The organism is Serratia grimesii NBRC 13537, assembly GCF_001590905.1.
GTDB lineage: Bacteria > Pseudomonadota > Gammaproteobacteria > Enterobacterales > Enterobacteriaceae > Serratia > Serratia grimesii.
On sequence record NZ_BCTT01000014.1, the window covers coordinates 34,377 to 54,288 of the forward strand.

The window sequence follows — 19,912 nt, forward strand, 5'->3', positions numbered from 1 at the left end:
CGTTACTTTTCGCTATCAACCAGGCCGCGTACAAACCAGCGCTGCATCAGAAGAACCACCGCCAGCGGTGGGATTAAAGTCAGAATCATCGCCGCCATGACCTGATTCCACTGGGTCGGCGCACCGGAGGTAGAGATCATGCTTTTGATGCCCGCCACCGCGGTGCCCATTGAGGCGTCGCTGGTGATCAGGATCGGCCACAGGTACTGGTTCCAGCCGTAGATAAAGGTGATGACAAACAGCGCCGCCAGGTTGGTCTTCGACAGCGGCAGCACAATGTCCCAGAAGAAGCGCATCGGGCCGGCACCATCAATACGCGCAGCTTCCAGCAATTCGTCCGGCAAGGTCATAAAGAACTGGCGTAGCAGGAAGGTAGCGGTTGCCGAGGCCATCAGCGGCAGCGTCAGGCCGGTGTAGCTGTCCAGCAGGTTGAGGTTGGAGATCACCTCTACCGTTGGGAAAATACGCACTTCCACCGGTAGCATCAGTGTGAGGAATATCAGCCAGAAAAACAGACTGCGTAGCGGGAAACGGAAATACACGATGGCGTAGGCCGACAGCACCGACACTACAATTTTGCCGAAGGTGATGGCCAGCGCCATGATCACGCTATTCAGCAACAGCATCGAAAACGGCACTTTGAGGTTGCCCACACCGCCCTGCCAGATGTTGCTGATGTTTTCCCACAGATGTCCACCCGGGATCAGGGTCATCGGCACCTGGAACACCTCTTTATCGTCCAATGTAGCGGCCACAAAGGCCACGTACAGCGGGAACAACACCACCAGTACGCCGATAATCAGCATTACGTGGCTGAAGATATCCAGCCCGCGTCGGTTCTCAATCATTGGTAGCGCACCTTACGTTCGACAAAACGGAACTGGATCACCGTCAGACCAATTACCAACAGCATCAGGATCACCGACTGCGCCGCTGAGCTGGATAGATCCAGACCCGCAAAGCCTTCGCGGTAGATCTTGTAGATCAACGTGGTCGTGGATTGTACCGGCCCGCCGCCAGTCGCAGCATCGATCACTGGGAAGGTATCGAAGAAGGCATACACCAGATTTACCACCAGCAGGAAGAAGCTCACCGGCGTGATCAACGGCAACACCAGGTTGAAGAAGCGCCGCACCGGGCCAGCACCGTCGATGGCTGCCGCCTCAACCAGGGAACGAGGAATGGACTGTAACGCCGCCAAGAAAAACAAAAAGTTATAGCTGATTTGCTGCCATACCGAAGCCAACACCACCAGGAACATCGCCTGTCCGCTATTTTGCGCGTGGTTCCAGTTGTAACCCAATCCATTGAGGAAGTGAGTAATCAGCCCCAGACCCGGGTTAAACAGGAAAATCCACAATACAGCCGCCACCGCAGGGGCCACGGCATAAGGCAAAATCATCAGCGTCCGGTAAATTCGGCTGCCGCGCAGGACATAATCCACCAACGCGGCGAAGAACAACGACACGACCAGCCCGATACCTGCCACCAGGAAACTGAAAATCAGCGTGGTGTAAAACGAATCGAGGTAGTACGGGTCCTGGAACAACTGGGTGAAGTTATCCAGCCCGACAAACTGGCTGGACAGACCAAACGGATCGAGGCTTTGCACTGAATACCACAGCGCCTCACCGGCAGGCCACAGGAAGAAGATTGCGGTGATCAACAGTTGCGGCAGCACCAATACATAGGGCAGCCAGCTACAGCCGAAACCGGGACGGGAAGATGACATAGGGGTTAACCGTTAATGTGGGTGAAGGGCTGACTGAGCCCTTCACCCCGGCCCTCTCCCAAGGGAGAGGGGGTGGATCGGTGTCGTTCGCCGAAAAGGAATTCCGGTTGACGTTACTTGGTCTGGGACTCGAAACGGCGCAGCAAGACATCACCACGCTGCACGGCTGCATCCAACGCCTGCTGTGGCGTTTTCTTCCCGGTCCACACGCCTTCCAGCTCTTCATCTACGACGGTACGAATCTGCGGCATATTGCCCAGACGCAGACCCTTGGTGAACGGCAATGGTGGTTTGTTCAGCATCTGACGTGTTGCCACATCGGCACCCGGGTTCTTATCATAGAAACCCTGTTGCTTGGTCAGATCGTACGCAGCGGTCGTGATCGGCAGATAACCGGTTTTCTGATGCCATTCGGCAGCGATTTCCGGTTGGGCCAGATACTGCAGGAATTCAGCTACGCCCTTATAGGTGGCGGCATCTTTGCCGTTCATCACCCACAAGCTGGCGCCACCAATGATGGCGTTCTGCGGTGCATTTTTGGCATCCGCGTCATAAGGCATCATGCCAACACCATAGTTAAATTTGGCGTAGTGCTTAATATCTGCCAGCGAACCGGAGGATGCAGTGGTAATGGCGCAATCACCGCTGTAGAACTTCTCGGTGGATTCGTCTTTGCGGCCGAAGTAGGTGAAATCCCCCTTCTTGTTCATGTCTTCCAGCAGTTGGATGTGCTTGACCTGAAGCGGCTTGTTGAACTCCAGTTTGGCGCTGGTGCCACCGAACCCGTTATTTTCCGTGGCGAACGGTACACCGTGCCAGGCGCTGAAGTTCTCGAGTTGGATCCAGCCCTGCCAGCCACTCGCGTAACCACACTTCATACCAGCTTCACGCAGTTTGGCCGTATCCGCCGCCAGCTCTTGCCACGTTTTTGGTGGCTGATCTGGGTTCAGGCCAGCCTTCTTGAAGGCATCTTTGTTGTAATACAGAACTGGGGTAGAGCTGTTGAACGGCTGAGACAGCAGGTGCCCGCTCTTGTTGTCGGTGTAGTAACCTGCCACCGTCGGCACGAACACCGACTCGTCAAAGTTGATGCCAGCGTCTTTAAACACCTCATACACCGGCTTGATCGCCTTGCTGGCCATCATGGTTGCCGTGCCCACCTCATACACCTGCAAAATCGCCGGTGCTTTACCTGAGCGATAGGCCGCGATGCCCGCCGCCAGATTCTGTTCGTAGTTACCTTTATAAACCGGAACAATTTTGACGTCGGGGTGCGATTGGTTAAAGCGATCCGCCAGGGAATCCACTTCTTTACCCAGTTCGCCTTCCATCGAATGCCAGAACGGGATCTCGGTTGCCGCCAGTGCATGAGTGCTGACCGCCAGGGTCAACGCGACGCACAGCGTAGTTTTGCGAATAGCGTAGGTGAGCATGCCTAACTCCTGAAAAAAGCTGGTGTAATAAGCGCGTGAGCGAAAAGAATCAGTTTTTTGTTCGGAAGCTAACATGCCATGCTCGGATGACAGAAACATAACCACCAGATGACAGCTATATGACGGAAGAGTGAAGTGCAGGTTGCGGTTTGATGTCGGCGGCAGGAAAAACTCCCCCTGCCGCCGTGGGGATTACAGTGAACGACGCAGGCGGGCAACGGCTTCCTGCATTTGTTGCTCCGTGGCGGTAGCGAATGACAGACGGAAGGTCGAACGATCCGGGTTGTCAGAGAAGAAGTATTCTCCCGGCACAAATACCACGCCCTGCTGTAGGGTGGTTTTCAGCCATTCGGTCGCGTTAAACGGCTGACGGAAGCGCGCCCACAGGAACATACCGCCCTTCGGCATATCAAAGCTGATATGGTCACCCAACTCTTGTTCCACCAGCCCGGCCAGGATCTCGCCCTTTTGTTTGTACGCTGCGCGGATCTTTTCGATCTGCGCCGGCAGACGATCCAACCCCAGGTAACATTCGACGATGCTCTGCGACAGCGCGCTGGCGTGCAGATCCGCTGCCTGCTTGATGATCGCCACTTTGTGCAGCAGGAACGGCGGCAAAATTGCCCAGCCCAGACGCAGGCCCGGCGCCAGGATCTTGGAAAAGGTCGAGGTATAGATAATATTATCGGTATGGCCCAGTACCTGTTGCGAAATCTGGTGCAGCGTGGCGTTGCGCTCTTCGGTAAAACGCAGCTCGCCGTACGGGTCATCTTCGATGATCAAGAAATTGTGCTCGGCTGCCAGTTTCACTAACAGCTCGCGGCGCGCGGCACTCAGTGTGATGCCACTTGGGTTGCCGAAGTTCGGCACCACATACACACCCTTGATGCGCTGAGTTTTCAGCAACTCGGCCAGTTCTTCGACCACCATGCCATCGCTGTCGGACGACACCGACATGATGTTGGCTTCCGCCAGCTCCAGCGTCTGTAATGCCGCCAGATAGGTCGGACGCTCCACCACAAACACGTCGCCTGGGTTGACGATGGCACGCATCACCAGATCCAGCGCCTGCTGGGAACCCGCAGTCACCATCACCTCGTCAGCGGTAGCAGAAACACCACGCTGGGCGCACAGCTCGCAGATGCGCTCACGCAGTACCGGGCTGCCTTCGGTCAAACCATACTGGAAAGCGCTTTTCGGCTGCTCGGTGATCGCCTGATGGGTAGCGATGCTCAACCCTTCGAAATCAAACAGGGCATCAGAGGGGATGCCGCCCGCCAGCGAAATGACGTTTTCCATCTTACTGTGCTTGAGCAATTCACGAATTGCCGAGCTTTTTACTTTTACGATGCGCTGCGCGAGTAACCCTTCTGTGTTCATTTCTTCTTCTTCTCGTAATCGTTAAAAATGCAGGTGCAGCCTGAGTTACCTTTATCGGTAAATTCCCTCTAATACCCTATGGATTTCCAGTTACAGCTAGGCGACCAGCTCGCTTATCCTCCAGGAGCTTACTTTAGTAAGTGACTGGGGTAAGCGAGTGCAGTTAACAACGCTGTAGCTTGAAAGACGACGGGTATTTCAGCCGCCCAGATACGCCGATCTAACTGCTTCGTTTGCTAACAATGCGGCTCCCGTATCTTCCAACACCACGCGGCCGTTTTCCAGTACATAACCACGATCGGCCAATTTCAGCGCCTGATTGGCGTTTTGCTCCACCAGGAAGATGGTCATTCCTTCTTCGCGCAGTTGCTCAATGATGTCAAAAATCTGCTGAATGATGATCGGCGCCAGCCCCAGAGACGGTTCATCGAGCAACAGTAACTTCGGCTGGCTCATCAGTGCACGCCCAATCGCCAACATCTGCTGTTCACCGCCAGACATGGTGCCTGAACGCTGAGTACGGCGCTCCAACAGGCGCGGGAACAGGCTGAATACCCGTTCAATACGCTGCTGATACTGATGACGATCGGCAAAGAAACCGCCCATCGCCAGATTCTCTTCCACGGTCATGCGCGAGAACACCCGCCGCCCTTCAGGGACAATCGCCACCGCCTCACGCATGATGCGCGAAGTCTGCCACTGTGTAATGTCCTGATCGAGAAAGGTGATACTGCCTTCTGTCGCACGCGGTTCGCCGCACAGCGTACCGAGCAGCGTGGTTTTACCCGCGCCGTTAGCGCCAATCAGGGTGACAATCTCCCCCTGTTTGATGTTCAGGCTAACCTGATGCAGCGCCTGAATTTTGCCGTAATGGGCGGACACCTGATTAAATGACAACATTAAGCTTCCCCCAAATACGCCCGGATCACGTCCGGGTTGTTACGAATTTCTGCCGGAGAGCCCTGCGCCAGCGGTGTGCCTTGGTTCACCACGTAGATGCGATCAGAAATGCCCATCACTAACTTCATATCGTGCTCAATCAACAATACCGAAACCTTATGCTGATTGCGCAGTTCGACAATCAGGTGATCCAGCTCATCGGTTTCCTTCGGGTTCAAGCCCGCAGCCGGCTCATCCAGCATCAACAACTCTGGCCGGGTAACCATGCAGCGTGCAATCTCCAGCCTGCGCTGTTGGCCGTATGCCAGATTCCCTGCAGAACGGTTAGCCATCTCTAACAGGCCAACCCGTTGCAGCCATACCGAGGCACGTTCCAGCGCATCAGCTTCGGCACGACGAAACGCCGGGGTTTTCAACAGTCCGGCAAAGACGCCGCTTTTCAGATGTTGATGTTGCGCAACCAACAGATTTTCGATCACCGTCATTTCACGGAATAACCGCACATGCTGGAAAGTCCGCACCACGCCCATACGGGCAATAGTCTGCCCAGGTAACCCTTCCAGATGGCGTTCACGCAGTTTGATGGTGCCACCGGTTGGGCGGTAGAAACCGGTCAAACAGTTAAACACCGTAGTTTTACCCGCACCGTTCGGGCCGATCAGCGAGACGATTTCGCCTTCATTGAGCTCCAGCGCCACGTTATTGACCGCCAGCAGGCCGCCGAAACGCATCGATAACCCTTCGACCTTCAGCAAAGGTTGCATACTCATGCCTGTTCCCCCTTACCCGCGTGGATATCCGCCGTTTTCAGTTTCAGCTGTGGCCGCTTCATCGGCAGCAACCCCTGTGGTCGCCAAATCATCATCAAGACCATCAGGGCACCCAGCAGCAACATGCTGTATTCATTCAGATCGCGCATCATTTCACGCGATACCACCAGCAGTATAGCCGCCAGGATCACGGCAAACTGCGAGCCCATGCCACCCAATACCACGATCGCTAACACAAAGGCCGACTCGACAAAGGTAAAGGATTCCGGGCTGACAAAACCCTGACGTGCGGCAAACAGCGTACCGGCAAAACCGGCAAAGGCGGCGCTGATGGTAAAGGCGGTCAGCTTGATTTTGGTCGGGTTAAGGCCCAGTGAACGGCAGGCGATTTCATCTTCGCGCAACGCTTCCCAGGCACGGCCCAGCGGCATGCGCAGCAGGCGATTGATCACAAACAGCGTCAGTACCACCAGCAGCAGCGCCACCAAATACAAAAACACAATGCGATCGCTCGGATCGTATTTCAGGCCAAAGAAGTTATGGAAGGTGTCCCAGCCGCCGTCACGCACACTTCGGTTGAACTCCAGCCCAAAGAAGGTCGGTTTCGGGATCTGGCTGATGCCGTTCGGCCCGCCGGTGATCTCGGTATTGTTCAGCAGCAGGATACGCACGATCTCGCCGAAACCCAGCGTCACAATCGCCAGGTAGTCGCCGCGTAAGCGCAGTACCGGGAAACCAAGCAGGAAACCAAAGATGGCAGTGACGATGCCTGCCAATGGCAAACTTTCCCAAAAGCCAAGGCCGTAGTAGTGATTAAGCAGTGCATAAGTGTAGGCACCAATAGCGTAAAAACCGCCGTAACCCAGCACCAGCAGGCCGGACAACCCGACCACCACGTTCAGGCCCAGACCCAGCATCACGTAGATCAACGTCAGGGTAGCGATATCCACCGTGCCGCGCGAGACCAGGAACGGCCAAGCGACTGCGGCAACAATGATCGCCGCAGCCAGCAGCTTCTGGCGCGCAGTGGTGCCATCAAAACTCGGCAAGACGAATGACGGGCCGGAGATTTTTTTCAGCCCTTGCTGCATCAGCGGACGCAACAATTGGAAGAAAAACACGATGACACAGCCAATGCCGATCCACATCCAGCGAACTTCCGCCGCACCATGCACCACCAGTTTGGTTCCGTCGAGACTCAGTTGCATCCCCATCAGGAATGAAGCCATCACAAACAGCACCAGAGAGGCGATCAACGCATTAAGCAGATTGAGTTTCATACCTTCTCAACCTCCGGACGCCCAAGGATGCCAGTTGGCATGATCAGCAACACCACAATCAGCAGCGCGAACGACACCACGTCTTTATATTCAGTGCTCAGGTAAGCCGAAGTCAGGGCTTCCGCCACGCCCAGGACCAGACCACCAATCATCGCGCCGGGAATGCTGCCGATACCGCCCAATACCGCTGCGGTGAAGGCTTTCATACCGGCCATAAAGCCGATGTAGGGGTTAATCACGCCGTAGAACTGGCCCAGCAGTACGCCGGCCACCGCTGCCATGATCGCACCGATCACGAACGTCAGTGAGATCACCCGATCAGTATTAATGCCCAGCAGGCTGGCCATTTTCAAATCTTCCGCGCAGGCACGGCAGGCACGGCCCATGCGTGAATAACGAATAAATATCGTCAGCGCCAACATCGCCAGGAAGGTCACGACCCAGATAATCACCTGCATGGTAGTGATGGTGGCGGCAAAGCCGTTGCTTTCTCCCAATACCCATTGGCCGGTGACCAGGCTAGGCAACGCCAGATCGCGCGATCCCTGTGTCAGGCTGACGTAGTTTTGCAGGAATATCGACATCCCGATGGCGGAAATCAGCGCGATCAAACGCTTGGAGTTGCGCACCGGCTTGTAGGCCACCCGCTCAATGCTCCAGCCGTAGGCACTGGCAATGACGATCGACACCAGGAACCCGGCACCAATCAGCAACCAGCTAACGTCGATGCCCACCATCATCAGGGCGGCAATAACAATAAAGGAGACATAGCTGCCGATCATATACACCTCACCGTGGGCGAAGTTGATCATGCCGATGATGCCGTAGACCATGGTGTAACCGATGGCGATCAATGCATAGGTGCTGCCCAACGTGACGCCGTTGAACATCTGCTGCAGAAAATAAAGAACCTGCTCTGACATACTCTAACCCTTGGCTGCGAAACCTGAACGCGAAGAGCATTCAGGTAAAGGGATACGGAGCCGGCAAGCCGGCCCGCGGGCGCAGTTGAACTGCGCCCTACCCTGATGATTATGGCTTATTTAATGGGTGTTGATGTGCCGTCGGCATGCCATTCAAACACACCGAATTCAAAGCCTTTCAGATCGCCTTTTTCATCCCAGCTCAACGGCCCCATCACGGTTTCCACCGGCTTGCCGGTTTTCAGATCCTTGACGATATCCGCCGGTTCCTGGCTGCCACTGCGCTCCATCCCGGTGGTCAGCGATTGCAGCGCAGCGTAGGTGGTCCAGACGAACGGACCGGTCGGATCCAGCTTCTTGGCTTTCAGTGCATCAACAACAGGTTTGTTGGCTGGCACCTGATCGTAGCGTTTAGGTAAGGTCACCAGCATGCCTTCGGAGGCCGCACCGGCGATGTTGGACAGTGAAGAGTTACCCACACCTTCTGGTCCCATAAAGCGGGTCGTCAGGCCAGCCTGTTTTGCCTGGCGCAGGATTTGGCCCATTTCCGGGTAGTAGCCACCGAAGTAAACGAAATCGACGTTTTCTTTCTTCAGACGCGCCACCAAAGTGGAGAAGTCTTTATCGCCAGCGGTGATCCCTTCAAACATCACCACGTCGGTACCCTGTTTTTTCAGGCTATCACGCACCGAGCGTGCCAGGCCTTCACCATATTGCTGCTTGTCGTGAACCACGGCAATGCGCTTAGGTTTGATCTCACTGAGGATGTATTTCGCCGCCGTCGGACCCTGATCGGAATCCAGACCGGTAGTACGCATGATCATCTTGTAACCACGGGTGGTCAGATCGGCGTTGGTGGCCGCCGGGGTAATCATGATCACGCCTTCATCTTCATAAATATCGGAAGCTGGCTGCGTCGATGACGAGCACAGGTGGCCAATGACATAGCGAATGCCGTCGTTGATTACCTTGTTAGCGACCGCGACCGCCTGTTTAGGGTCACAGGCATCATCGTATTCCACACCCACCAGCTTATCGCCCTTGATGCCGCCCTTGGCATTGATATCGGCAATGGCCTGACGAGCACCGGTGAACTCCATGTCACCGTATTGTGCGACTGGGCCGGACATCGCCCCGACGATCGCCACTTTAATGTCTTTCGCCATGGCTGAATGACCGATAGCCATCGCAATACAACCCGCCAACAGCGCCTTACCTTTTGTTAATTTCATCCGCAAATCCCCATCTGTCGTTGTGAACGTACCTGTTGTGTTTACCCGCACCCGATCTTTATTTACTGCTTTTATTCATAAGTAATAATGATTTAGGTGTTTTACAGGCAATATTTTCTAATAAGACTTTATTTTTCATATCATTAAACAGGAATTTTCTTCTGCAAATCAACTTCATTGCTCAGAAACAAGCGGTGTAAACAGGATAAAATTCGGATTAAATCCGCGCTATTTAGCCCGAGGCGTAGCGCATTGTGCTGGTTAACAATCCATTTACTAACTATTTACTCGGAAAATGGTCCATGCAAAAAACATTTTGCGCAGTAATCGTACAGAAAAACTTACACAACGCTCTGCACAAGATCTATTACACTGTCGGCATCATTTAACTGCGCGGAAATTCTGCATGAAACTGACCATTGAGCGCCTTACTACGCTGTCCCCGCAAGATCTCATCGACCTCGGCAAAATCTGGCCACATCAGCAGCCGGAGCAATGGCAGAACGGGTTGAACGACGGTAAAGCGCTGTTCGCCGCCCGTTTTAACGACCGACTGCTGGGCGCAGTGAAAATCGCGATGCAGGGTGAAAAGGCAGAGTTGCTTGATCTGATGGTACGTGAAGTGACACGCCGCCGCGGTGTTGGTCTCTATCTGGTACAGGATGCACAGCGCCAGTTGCCACAGATAACACACTGGCAGCTTTCAACCGCTGGCCTGACACCGCGTGAACGTGGTGAGGTAGATAACTTTATGCGTGCCTGCGGTTTCACTCAGCAAGGCGAACTCTGGCAGCAATGAAACGTGGGCTAATAACGCTATTCGTGCTGGCAATGGCGTTAACCTCATGGTTTGCTGGTCGTCATCAGGCGTTGCGGTTATCACAAACCTGGGATAATCAGGTTTATGTCTGGCAACGGGTCTGGACCCCACAACATACCGCAGCCTTGGCGCAAAGCCGTGATCTGTTCCCCGTGTTGCGGGTTCTGGGATTGCAGGCCCACCCGCGTGAAGGCTGGCGGGAAATCCCCGTTAATCTTCCGCTACTGAAACAAGATGGTCGTCCGCTGTGGTTAGTCATGCGTCTGGATGGGCAGTTGGCACAGCTTGATGAGTCGGTCATTCGCCAGCGTCTACTAGAAACAGTGCAGCAATGGCAACGCGCCGGGCTGCATGTCACCGGCATTGAAATAGACCATGACGCCGCCACTGCTCGACTGCCTGACTACCAGCATTTCTTGCAGCAGCTACGTCAGCAGTTGCCGTATACCTTAGAGTTAGGCATCACTGCATTACCGACCTGGATCGGCTCAGCAGCGTTGCCCGATATATTGCAACACGTCGACAGTTCGGTACTGCAAGTGCATGCGGTGCTGTCACCGCAGCAAGGGCTATTCGTCAGCCCACTGGCACTCCATTGGGTAAATCAATACGCGAAAATTACGCCAAAACCTTTCAGGGTGGCATTACCTGCCTACGGTATGGGCCTGGTGGAGTTCGATGCTCAGGGTGCCCAGGTTGAAAGCGAAGCGTCATTGCGTGTGGCGGGCACGTCGCGTGAACTAACCGTCGCACCGCAACAGGTGGCTGATTTCCTGCATCAACTGAATTCGCAGACCACGCCGCACTTGCGTGGGATTATCTGGTTCCGACTGCCATTGGCTGACGACCGCCGCGCTTGGTCGCTCGCGACACTGCGAGCAGTGATAGAAAACCAACCGCTCAGCGTCGACTGGCAGGTAAAATTTAGCCCTCAGCCACAGCAAAATGGGCTCAATGATCTGATAATTCATAATAACGGCCCCGTTGACGCCCCATTACCACATGAAATCATCATCACCGCGGGTGAGTGCCTGGCAGCGGACGCTGCGGGCAACTACCGGCTGGAAAGTGAACCTCAACGGCAACGCTTTGTGCTTACCCACAGCGACCAGCTACGCGCTGGGCAATCCCGGCCGCTGGGCTGGCTACGCTGCCAACAACTGACGCCAGGAGGCACCCTTGTCATACCTTAATGCGCACGCTAGACGGAGTCTCTGCGGTCGTTGTCTCTCTCTGGCGACCCTGATCGGTTCAGCATTGGCGATGCCGATTAACAGCTACGCTTGCGGACCAGACTTTCCTAATCGCCTGCTGGTCGATCGCAACGGTACACTGCTGTACATGCCGGAAGGTAATTTCGCTTTTGAAGCAGGCCGCCTGGTTACTGTAGATAAGCAGTTACCGCTGTGGAAAGCACCACCGCCAGCCATGCCTCCGAAACCAATGCCGCTGTCACCGGAAACCCTCATCATCAATAAAATGCGGGCAGCCAAAACCGTTGAAGAGGCCGATTCCGTCAATACTCAAGGACTATCTGACGCCGCGCGCCTTTACCAACTAGGCGCAGTGGCTTTTGCCGGTGAAGACCCGCGCGCGGGTGAATATTTTCAACAGGTACTGGCGATGCCCGCAGCAGACCAGGGCGACTGGGGACTGCGGGCGCAATATTCACTTGGCCGAGTGTTAATGGGTGATCACGGCACGCCAGAGAACGAAACTGGCGCATCGACCGTTGCGGTCAAACACCCGTCCAAGCCACAGCTTGAACAAGCGTTAGCAGCATTCCAACAGGTGATTGAGCGGGTGAAAGGCGGCGTGGCTGACCCTGATCAACTGGCGTTAAGCAGCCTGGGCCAGCAAGCACGTCTTCACCTGTGGCTGGGAGAGATCGCTCCAGCGGCCCGCCTGTATGCGCAGCAGGCGGCACAGGGCGATCAAGACGGTGGGTTGTCGTTACAATACGTCTCTAGCTATCTGATCAATCCTGACCACTTCGATGTGCTAAAGCAGACCATTGCCGATCCGTTGATCCAACAACTGGTGACCATTGAACTGTTTGCACGCAGCAGTAATCTGCAAATGGCGGACACTGACGGAACCGGCAGCCGTTCGACACAAGTCATCAGCCAGATTCTGACGCTGTTGGATGCCTCGGTGAAAAGCGGCTTCACCGGCAGCGATCGACTGGCAGCGCTGGCTTACCGTGCAGGGCAATATCCGATGGCGGCCAGCCTGCTGAAGCACGCCGGAGACAGCGGCCTGGCCTGGTGGCTACGAGCCAAAATGGCGCTACGCGATGGGGATGTTAAAACCGCTACCGCTGACTACGCCAAAGCGGCGTCCGCTTTCCCATCCAGTGAAAGCTGGGGCGAACAACGCAATGCGGACTTTACGCCAGAAACCATCGTGCCTGAATGCCGGGTTGCGGGGGAACAGGCCATTCTGGCACTGGACCGCGGCGATTATTTGCAAGCAATGGACTTCCTGTATCGCGGTAAAGATATTTATTGGGCCGACGTCGCCGACGTGGCAGAGCGAGTTCTTACCGTCGACGAACTGAAGGGCTTTGTCGATAAGCATGTGCCAGCACCGGCTACACCGCTGAAACCGGTTAACCCGGATGAGTACAATGGTCAAGCACTCACGCCAGATGTGCAACTACGCGAGCTGCTGGCGCGGCGGCTGATGCGCGCCGGGCGTCCTCAAGAGGCAATGACCTATTTTGATATTCCGAACTATCGTCAGGTTGCCCAACAGTACGCCGATACGCTGAAAACGGCACAAGACAAATCTGCAGACAAATTGGCGCGCGCAAACGCCTACTATCAAGCCGCAACGCTGCTGCGTACACAAGGGCTGATGTTCACCGGTTATGAAATGACACCGGATTATGCGATTTATGATGCGGGTTATTCCTATCTGGGGGATGCCTTTGATACCCGAGCCCTGAAGCACAAAAGTTGGATCAGCAGCGCAGAAGCCGCGCGTGCTAAAGCGGCACTGCCGTCGCAAGACAATCGCTTCCTGCACTATCGCTGGCAAGCGGTCGATCTGGCTCAACAGGCGGCCGACTTACTGCCACCGACAAGTCAGGCCTATGCCGCAGTGCTGTGTAATGCTGCCGGGTGGGTGATCAAACGTGATGCCAAAACGGGTCGGGCGTTGTATCAGCGCTACATCAATACTGGAGCTCGGTACAGCTGGGCCAATAAGTTCGGTTATGACTGCCCTGCACCAAACTTCTCTGCGATAACACCATAGCGCCAAATTTTAGGCACAAAAAAGCCCGGCTAGCCGGGCTTTTTAACGCTTATGCGGAATTAGGCTTCGATCGCCATTTTCAGTTTCTTCATGGCGTTCTTTTCTAGCTGACGTACACGTTCAGCGGAAACACCGTACTGATCGGCCAGCTCTTGCAGCGTAGACTTGTTGTCGTCATCCAACCAACGGGCGCGGATGATATGCTGGCTACGCTCGTCCAGACCTTCCAGCGCATAGGCCAGTTTGTCTGCTGCGTTGCTTTCCCAGTTATCTTCCTCGATACCTTCAGCGAAGTCCGAGCTTTTATCCTGCAGGTACAGCACGGGTGCCATCGATTGACCATCACGGGCTTCATCATCCGGTGTTGGGTCGAAAGTCATATCCTGCGCCGCCATGCGGGATTCCATCTCACGCACGTCTTTACTGGTCACACCCAACTCACGGGCCACCAGTTCCACTTCATCCTGATTGAACCAGCCCAAACGCTGCTTGGTTTTACGCAGGTTAAAGAACAGCTTACGCTGAGCCTTAGTCGTGGCAACTTTGACGATACGCCAGTTACGCAGTACGTACTCGTGAATTTCTGCCTTGATCCAGTGCACAGCAAAGGAAACCAAACGCACCCCAACCTCTGGGTTGAAGCGGCGAACAGCTTTCATCAGGCCGATATTACCTTCCTGGATCAAGTCCGCCTGCGGCAAGCCATAACCAGAATAATTCCGGGCAATATGAGCGACAAAGCGCAGGTGAGACAGGATGAGCTGCTTAGCGGCTTCCAGATCGCCCTGATAATGCAGCCGTTCAGCCAGCTCCCGCTCTTCCTCTGCCGTCAGCATCGGATAGGTGTTGGCGGCCCGGATATAGGCTTCCAAACTGCCCTGGGGCACTAAAGCTAAAGTTTGCATTTCTTTGGTCATTCAAACCCTCTCTTGAAAAAACAGGTCATGCAGGTGATTATCACGGCGGGGAAATGATTGATTCTACGGCAGTTGCTATTGCAAAAGCGGTCCACACGCCGGGCACCATAACATTTTGCTGCAGATTTTGACCGCGTTCCGCCCTATTAGTTCACAGTTTTTCGATCACGCTGTGCATGACAATACGTGACGAAGACTCAAGCCGATAGGGAATTTGTGCGCAAAGAAGAGACTGGATGATGCTTAAGTTATTGTCGGTAACTCTTCTCCCGCAACACGCTCAGAGCAGCAGGAGAAGAGTATACCAAAAAAACTTTATTGTGGTGTAAATCGACGTAAATGTTGCACGGTGGCTAACCAGGCGGCGATCCAACCAATCATCGCTGAGACAATCAGCAGCAGCAAGGCTTCATCCCAACCTAAACCGTGCAGGGTAAAGGTGGTGCCAAAGACCTTGGCCACGCCGGTCACTACCGACTCCAATCGCCACACCATCGCACCGGACAAAACCAGCGACAGTAATGCGCCGAAGAAACCCAGCATCGCACCGCCATTTAGGAATGGCCGCAGGATAAAGCCGTCGGTCGCGCCGATCAGTTTCATCACGTTGATGGTGTCGCGGCGGCTGAAGATGCTCAACCGTACGCTGTTGCCGATCACCAGGAAGACCGCCACAATCATCAGCACCCCGATCATTGCAGCCACTTGCCCCACCAGCCCGGTCAAGGCGGCCAAGCGGGCAAACCAGCTGTCATCCATGCGTACTTCATCCACACCCTGTACTGCCGCCACGCGATCACGCAGGGTATTGAGCGTATCGGAACTTTGGAAGCTCATTTTCGGCGTGATGATGGCGACCGCAGGCAATGGGTTCTCTTCCAGCATATCCAGTGCGCCGCCAAAGCCGGACCAGTTGCGGAATTCGCCCCGGGCCTCTTCACGCGACAAGTAATTCACTTTCTCTACGCCGGCTTCCGCCTTGATGGCGTCGAGCACTTTCACCGCCGCATCATCATCGAGGGATTTATCCAGATATACCGTCAACTGTGGCGTTGGGTACCACTGAGTCGCCGCAGTGCTGACGTTTTTCCATACGATGTAGCACACACTCGGCAACGTCAGGGAAATAGCGATAACCATCACCGTCAGTAACGTCGCCAACGGCTGACGCAGCATATCCTTGATGGCGTTCATCCAGGCGTAGCGCCATTGTTCACGCCAGCCACCACGAAGCGCTTTGCTCTTGGCGGTTTTTGCATTATTCGCCATGTTGCGCTCCTCCAGCCATGCGGCCCTGACTCAAACGCAGAATACGGTAATTGCGACGGGCGATCAGCCCAGTATCGTGAGTAGCCATCAGTACGGTAACACCGACGCGGTTAAACTCTTCAAACAGACGCAGAATGCCTTCAGACAGCGCATCGTCCAGGTTACCGGTTGGCTCATCCGCCAGCAGCACCGCAGGCTTGTTTACCACCGCACGTGCAATGCCCACACGTTGCTGTTCACCACCCGAAAGCTGAATAGGGAAGTTTTTCGCCTTATCCAACAACCCGACCTTATCCAACGCAGCAGAAACACGGCGGCGAATATCTTCGGTACTGGCACCCGCGATAATCAGTGGCATTGCCACGTTGTCATACACTGTACGATCCAGCAGCAGATGGTGATCCTGGAAAATCATGCCGATCTGACGGCGCAGGAACGGCACCTCACGGTTTTTTAACCGACTGATGTCGTGCCCACCAAACCAGATATGGCCGGCGCTCGGCCGTTCGATACCACAAATCAGTTTCAGCAGGGTACTTTTACCCGCGCCGGAATGGCCGGTCAGAAACGCCATCTCTGCCGGGCGCAGATGGAAATCTACCCCCTGCAGTGCCTGCCGTCCGCCCAGATAAGCTTTACTGACCTGTTCAAAGCGAATCATCCGTATTAATCCTCTCGGGCAAAAAGTGCCTCAATAAAATCGTCAGCCTTAAATGGCCGCAAATCTTCGATGCCTTCCCCAACACCGATGTAACGAATCGGGATAGAGAACTGATCGGCAATGGCGAAGATCACCCCGCCCTTGGCAGTACCGTCCAGTTTAGTCAGTGTGATACCGGTTAAGCCTACGGCTTCATTAAATAATTTCGCCTGACTGACCGCATTCTGTCCGGTGCTGGCATCAAGTGTCAGCATAACCTCATGGGGGGCCTGGTCGTCCAGTTTTTTCATGACGCGGACGATCTTCTTCAGTTCTTCCATCAAGTGTGCTTTGTTTTGTAGACGCCCTGCCGTATCGGCAAGCAGTACGTCGATGCCACGCGCTTTGGCGGCCTGCACGGCATCGTAAATCACCGAAGCAGAGTCAGCACCTGTATGCTGCGCCACAACCGGAATGCGGTTACGTTCGCCCCACACTTGCAGTTGTTCCACGGCTGCCGCACGGAAGGTATCCCCTGCAGCCAGCATGACCGATTTGCCTTCAGCCTGGAATTGGCGAGCCAGCTTACCGATAGTGGTGGTTTTACCTACGCCGTTCACCCCAACCATCAGAATGACATACGGGTTTTTACCGCCAACATCCAGTGGCTGATCAACTTTAGCCAGAATTTCAGACATTTCCTCCTTCAACTTACCGTACAACGCTTCGGCATCTTTCAGCTGCTTGCGGCTGGCATGTTGGGTCAGAGAAGTAATGATTTTACGTGTGGTTTCCACGCCGACGTCGGCAATCAGCAGCTGCTCTTCCAGCTCTTCAAACAGATCATCGTCAATTTTCTTGCCGCGGAACAGGCCGATAAAGCCTGAACCCAAATTTTGCTTGGTTTTTACCAGACTGCGTTTAAGACGGGCAAAGAAACCTTCTTTGGTCGGACGCTCTTGCTCTTGAGTCACTACAGGTGCCTGCAGCTCGGACTCTTTTTCTTCTTCAACGTCTTCTGCAACGACCGGAGCGGCGATAATCGGCTCCAAAGCCACTTTAGCCAGTAAAGGCTCTGGCTCTGATGCAGCCACTTCCGGCTTAACCTCAGCAACCGGCTCAGGCTCAACCTCGATAACTGGCTCAGGCTCGACGACTTCAGGTTCAAACGCGACGACAGGTTCAGGCTCGACAACTTCAGCTTCAAGCGCAACGACAGGTTCAGGCTCAACCACTTCAGGTTCAGACACAATGACCGGCTCAGGTGCAACCACTGCAACCGGTTTTGGCTCAACGTCGGTAATCTGCTCAGCGGTCTCTTCTACTACCGCCAGCTTCTGTTCTAAGGCCACCTGTTCAGTAACAGTAACAATTTCTTCCGCCAGAGTGTCTGCCGGCGCAGGGTGCTCGGCAACGACCGGCACGCTTTCTGCGATATGTTCACCGGTCAGGCTACCGTCCCATTCTCCGGGGGTATCTACAGAGGCGGCAGGTTCAGATTCCTGGGCGGGGAGCTGGTCATCCAGCTTGGGAGCAACCGGTTCAGCCGGCGTCTCCACGGCCTGATTATCCGCCGGTTCTACCGACGTCTCAGGTTGCTGTTGCTCTTCTTCCTTCTGGCCAAAGCCCAGCCAGGAGAAAAATCCGCGTTTCTTATCTTTTGCCATGTTATGACTCTACTCCGTACCGAAGGCTTGCTTATACTGACAATTATTCCGCCGAGTCTATCACTTTCCCTCGCGCAGCAACACGCATCCGGTATGCTTTCCGCTGTGAAATCAGGCAACAAAGTTTTACCTTTTCCCCTGACGCCTCTCACCGGTAGAATAGCGGCAACTACACCCTTCATCTTTCAAGTTGCAACTGTGTTGGCTTTCCTCGCTTGCCCCGGCCACGTACTGCTTGTGCGTTCCCATGGGGCTTACTGCGTTGGCACCCTCCTGCATCTTGAAATCTATTGGGTATATTTGTTAACTCGTGCGGCCTCACCGCCATAGAAAGAAATAAAGCAAACCTATGACAAGAATATCGCCACGGGCATCGGCAAAAAAACCGTCCCAAGCTGCGACCGGGCAGATCCGTATTATCGGTGGCCAATGGCGCGGACGAAAACTGCCCGTACCGAACAGCCCAGGGCTGCGTCCGACGACCGATCGTGTTCGTGAAACCCTGTTCAACTGGCTGGCACCGGTGATCCAGGGTGCTCGCTGCCTGGACTGTTTTGCCGGTAGCGGTGCACTCGGGCTGGAAGCATTATCGCGCTATGCCGGCAGTGTAACCTTGTTGGAGTTCGAACGTCCGGTGGCACAGCAACTGGAAAAAAATCTGGCGCTGCTGCAAGGGAAAGGCGATGTGGTCAACACTAACGCCCTGACCTGGTTGGCGCGCAGTGCCCAACCGTTTGACGTCGTGTTCCTCGATCCGCCGTTTCGCAAAGGGCTGTTGGCTGAAACCATCACGCTGCTGGAACAGCAAGGCTGGCTGGCCGATGAAGCCTGGATTTATGTAGAAGCCGAAGCCGAAAGCGCCGCAACTGACGTCCCGGCAAATTGGCAGTTACACCGTGAAAAAGTCGCCGGTCAGGTGGCTTACCGTCTTTATATCCGTTCGCAAGAGAAAACCGACAATGCTGATTAATCTGGGTCGCCTGCTGATGCTGTGCGTATGGGGCTTTTTGCTCTCCAATCTGTTCCACCCTTTTCCCAAGCCGCTGAAGTACTTCATCGACGTGGCGCTGTTCTTTATGGTGGTGATGCACGGGCTGCAATTAGTGTTGTTGAAGTCCACTCAACCGAAAGATCAGCCGATAAGCTACTGGCAGGAAGCCAAGATCTTCATCTTTGGTGTTTTCGAACTCCTGGCCTGGCAGAAAAAACAGCCGCCAATCAAAAGAAAATAGTTATTGCGATGCAGGCTGGGCGGTAAAGGAGAGATAACGCGTTCCTTGCATGCTCAGCGTGCCCTGCGCTCCCTTTTCGATCGGATTGTATTGCCACTGCTTCAGCCGTAGCCGAATTGCCTCTCCGCCACCCAACGGGCTGAACACCACCTCATAGTACATTGGCTCGTTGACCATCGTCTCACGTTGCGGCGATCGGGTCTTGGCGACGGGAAATTCACGCTTATCGCTCACGATGACCTGCAGATTACGTACCGACGCACGATCATTTTCTGCCGCCACACGGCGCTGGTTGAAATAGCGCTGCGTGGCCAGTACGGCGATCAACGCAATCACGGCGATAAAAAACAGTGGCGGTTTGCTCATCTTAATTTCCATTTCCTTTTGGCTGTATCAGCATAACCATAACAACAACTTTCACGTTGAAGCGCCACCCGTTTTAGTCGTTTCCTCACC

19 protein-coding genes are annotated in these 19,912 nt (G+C 54.6%); 5 read left to right on the forward strand and 14 right to left on the reverse strand.

Annotation, left to right across the window (positions count from 1 at the left end; all coding sequences use genetic code 11):
- Nucleotides 1-2 precede the first annotated feature (2 nt).
- The 9 genes from ugpE to SGR01S_RS17565 form a co-directional block, all read right to left on the reverse strand.
- On the reverse strand, nucleotides 3-848 hold the full coding sequence (gene ugpE / locus SGR01S_RS17525) for a sn-glycerol-3-phosphate ABC transporter permease UgpE (protein WP_061808134.1): 846 nt from the start codon (nucleotides 846-848) through the stop codon (nucleotides 3-5).
- The gene (gene ugpA / locus SGR01S_RS17530; protein ID WP_061808135.1) at nucleotides 845-1,732 is read right to left on the reverse strand and encodes a sn-glycerol-3-phosphate ABC transporter permease UgpA; all 888 of its coding nucleotides are present in this window, start codon (nucleotides 1,730-1,732) and stop codon (nucleotides 845-847) included. Before ugpA ends, ugpE begins: the two co-directional genes overlap by 4 nt.
- Before the next feature lie 113 nt (nucleotides 1,733-1,845).
- Nucleotides 1,846-3,165 (reverse strand): sn-glycerol-3-phosphate ABC transporter substrate-binding protein UgpB, encoded by a 1,320-nt coding sequence (ugpB, locus tag SGR01S_RS17535; RefSeq protein ID WP_061808254.1) that lies wholly within the window; start codon nucleotides 3,163-3,165, stop codon nucleotides 1,846-1,848.
- Nucleotides 3,166-3,357: 192 nt separating this feature from the next.
- Nucleotides 3,358-4,545 carry an aminotransferase-like domain-containing protein gene (locus SGR01S_RS17540; RefSeq protein WP_061808136.1) on the reverse strand — a complete coding sequence of 396 codons (1,188 nt, stop codon included), beginning with the start codon at nucleotides 4,543-4,545 and terminating at the stop codon, nucleotides 3,358-3,360.
- A 198-nt stretch (nucleotides 4,546-4,743) separates the two neighbouring features.
- On the reverse strand, nucleotides 4,744-5,445 hold the full coding sequence (gene livF / locus SGR01S_RS17545; protein ID WP_037423486.1) for a high-affinity branched-chain amino acid ABC transporter ATP-binding protein LivF: 702 nt from the start codon (nucleotides 5,443-5,445) through the stop codon (nucleotides 4,744-4,746).
- The gene (gene livG, locus SGR01S_RS17550; protein WP_037423484.1) at nucleotides 5,445-6,215 is read right to left on the reverse strand and encodes a high-affinity branched-chain amino acid ABC transporter ATP-binding protein LivG; all 771 of its coding nucleotides are present in this window, start codon (nucleotides 6,213-6,215) and stop codon (nucleotides 5,445-5,447) included. The genes livF and livG overlap by 1 nt, the downstream gene beginning before the upstream one ends.
- On the reverse strand, nucleotides 6,212-7,495 hold the full coding sequence (locus tag SGR01S_RS17555; protein ID WP_037423482.1) for a high-affinity branched-chain amino acid ABC transporter permease LivM: 1,284 nt from the start codon (nucleotides 7,493-7,495) through the stop codon (nucleotides 6,212-6,214). The genes livG and SGR01S_RS17555 overlap by 4 nt, the downstream gene beginning before the upstream one ends.
- Nucleotides 7,492-8,418 carry a high-affinity branched-chain amino acid ABC transporter permease LivH gene (gene livH / locus SGR01S_RS17560; protein ID WP_037423479.1) on the reverse strand — a complete coding sequence of 309 codons (927 nt, stop codon included), beginning with the start codon at nucleotides 8,416-8,418 and terminating at the stop codon, nucleotides 7,492-7,494. Before livH ends, SGR01S_RS17555 begins: the two co-directional genes overlap by 4 nt.
- A 116-nt stretch (nucleotides 8,419-8,534) precedes the next feature.
- Entirely contained in the window at nucleotides 8,535-9,650 is a 1,116-nt protein-coding gene (locus SGR01S_RS17565) for a branched-chain amino acid ABC transporter substrate-binding protein (RefSeq protein ID WP_037423476.1), read from the reverse strand.
- Between the two features lie 406 nt (nucleotides 9,651-10,056).
- Here SGR01S_RS17565 and panM point away from each other — a divergent pair, with 406 nt between their 5' ends.
- Genes panM through SGR01S_RS17580 form a run of 3 tightly spaced genes read left to right on the forward strand, consistent with a single transcriptional unit; the run spans nucleotide 10,057 to nucleotide 13,731 of the window.
- Nucleotides 10,057-10,449, forward strand: a complete 393-nt coding sequence (panM, locus tag SGR01S_RS17570; RefSeq protein ID WP_037423473.1) for an aspartate 1-decarboxylase autocleavage activator PanM — start codon at nucleotides 10,057-10,059, stop codon at nucleotides 10,447-10,449.
- Entirely contained in the window at nucleotides 10,446-11,663 is a 1,218-nt protein-coding gene (locus SGR01S_RS17575; RefSeq protein ID WP_061808137.1) for a DUF3142 domain-containing protein, read from the forward strand. Before panM ends, SGR01S_RS17575 begins: the two co-directional genes overlap by 4 nt.
- Nucleotides 11,650-13,731 (forward strand): hypothetical protein, encoded by a 2,082-nt coding sequence (locus SGR01S_RS17580; RefSeq protein WP_061808138.1) that lies wholly within the window; start codon nucleotides 11,650-11,652, stop codon nucleotides 13,729-13,731. Before SGR01S_RS17575 ends, SGR01S_RS17580 begins: the two co-directional genes overlap by 14 nt.
- A gap of 59 nt (nucleotides 13,732-13,790) precedes the next feature.
- Here the strand turns inward: SGR01S_RS17580 and rpoH are convergent, their stop codons facing one another.
- From rpoH to ftsY, 4 genes are all read right to left on the reverse strand, one after another.
- Nucleotides 13,791-14,648, reverse strand: a complete 858-nt coding sequence (gene rpoH, locus SGR01S_RS17585; RefSeq protein ID WP_020824815.1) for an RNA polymerase sigma factor RpoH — start codon at nucleotides 14,646-14,648, stop codon at nucleotides 13,791-13,793.
- Nucleotides 14,649-14,963: 315 nt separating this feature from the next.
- Nucleotides 14,964-15,917, reverse strand: coding sequence for a permease-like cell division protein FtsX (gene ftsX / locus SGR01S_RS17590; RefSeq protein WP_037423462.1), 954 nt, complete (start codon nucleotides 15,915-15,917; stop codon nucleotides 14,964-14,966).
- Nucleotides 15,907-16,578 carry a cell division ATP-binding protein FtsE gene (gene ftsE / locus SGR01S_RS17595; RefSeq protein WP_037423459.1) on the reverse strand — a complete coding sequence of 224 codons (672 nt, stop codon included), beginning with the start codon at nucleotides 16,576-16,578 and terminating at the stop codon, nucleotides 15,907-15,909. Before ftsE ends, ftsX begins: the two co-directional genes overlap by 11 nt.
- 5 nt (nucleotides 16,579-16,583) lie before the next feature.
- A complete protein-coding gene (gene ftsY, locus SGR01S_RS17600; protein ID WP_061808139.1) occupies nucleotides 16,584-18,224 on the reverse strand; it encodes a signal recognition particle-docking protein FtsY in 1,641 nt (546 codons plus the stop codon).
- A gap of 349 nt (nucleotides 18,225-18,573) precedes the next feature.
- On the opposite strand from ftsY, the gene rsmD reads away from it, so the two are divergent.
- Nucleotides 18,574-19,194 carry a 16S rRNA (guanine(966)-N(2))-methyltransferase gene (gene rsmD / locus SGR01S_RS17605; protein WP_037423453.1) on the forward strand — a complete coding sequence of 207 codons (621 nt, stop codon included), beginning with the start codon at nucleotides 18,574-18,576 and terminating at the stop codon, nucleotides 19,192-19,194.
- Nucleotides 19,184-19,456 (forward strand): DUF1145 family protein, encoded by a 273-nt coding sequence (locus SGR01S_RS17610; protein ID WP_006317223.1) that lies wholly within the window; start codon nucleotides 19,184-19,186, stop codon nucleotides 19,454-19,456. Before rsmD ends, SGR01S_RS17610 begins: the two co-directional genes overlap by 11 nt.
- Here the strand turns inward: SGR01S_RS17610 and SGR01S_RS17615 are convergent, their stop codons facing one another.
- A complete protein-coding gene (locus SGR01S_RS17615) occupies nucleotides 19,457-19,822 on the reverse strand; it encodes a DUF2500 domain-containing protein (RefSeq protein WP_037423595.1) in 366 nt (121 codons plus the stop codon).
- Between the last annotated feature and the right edge of the window lie 90 nt (nucleotides 19,823-19,912).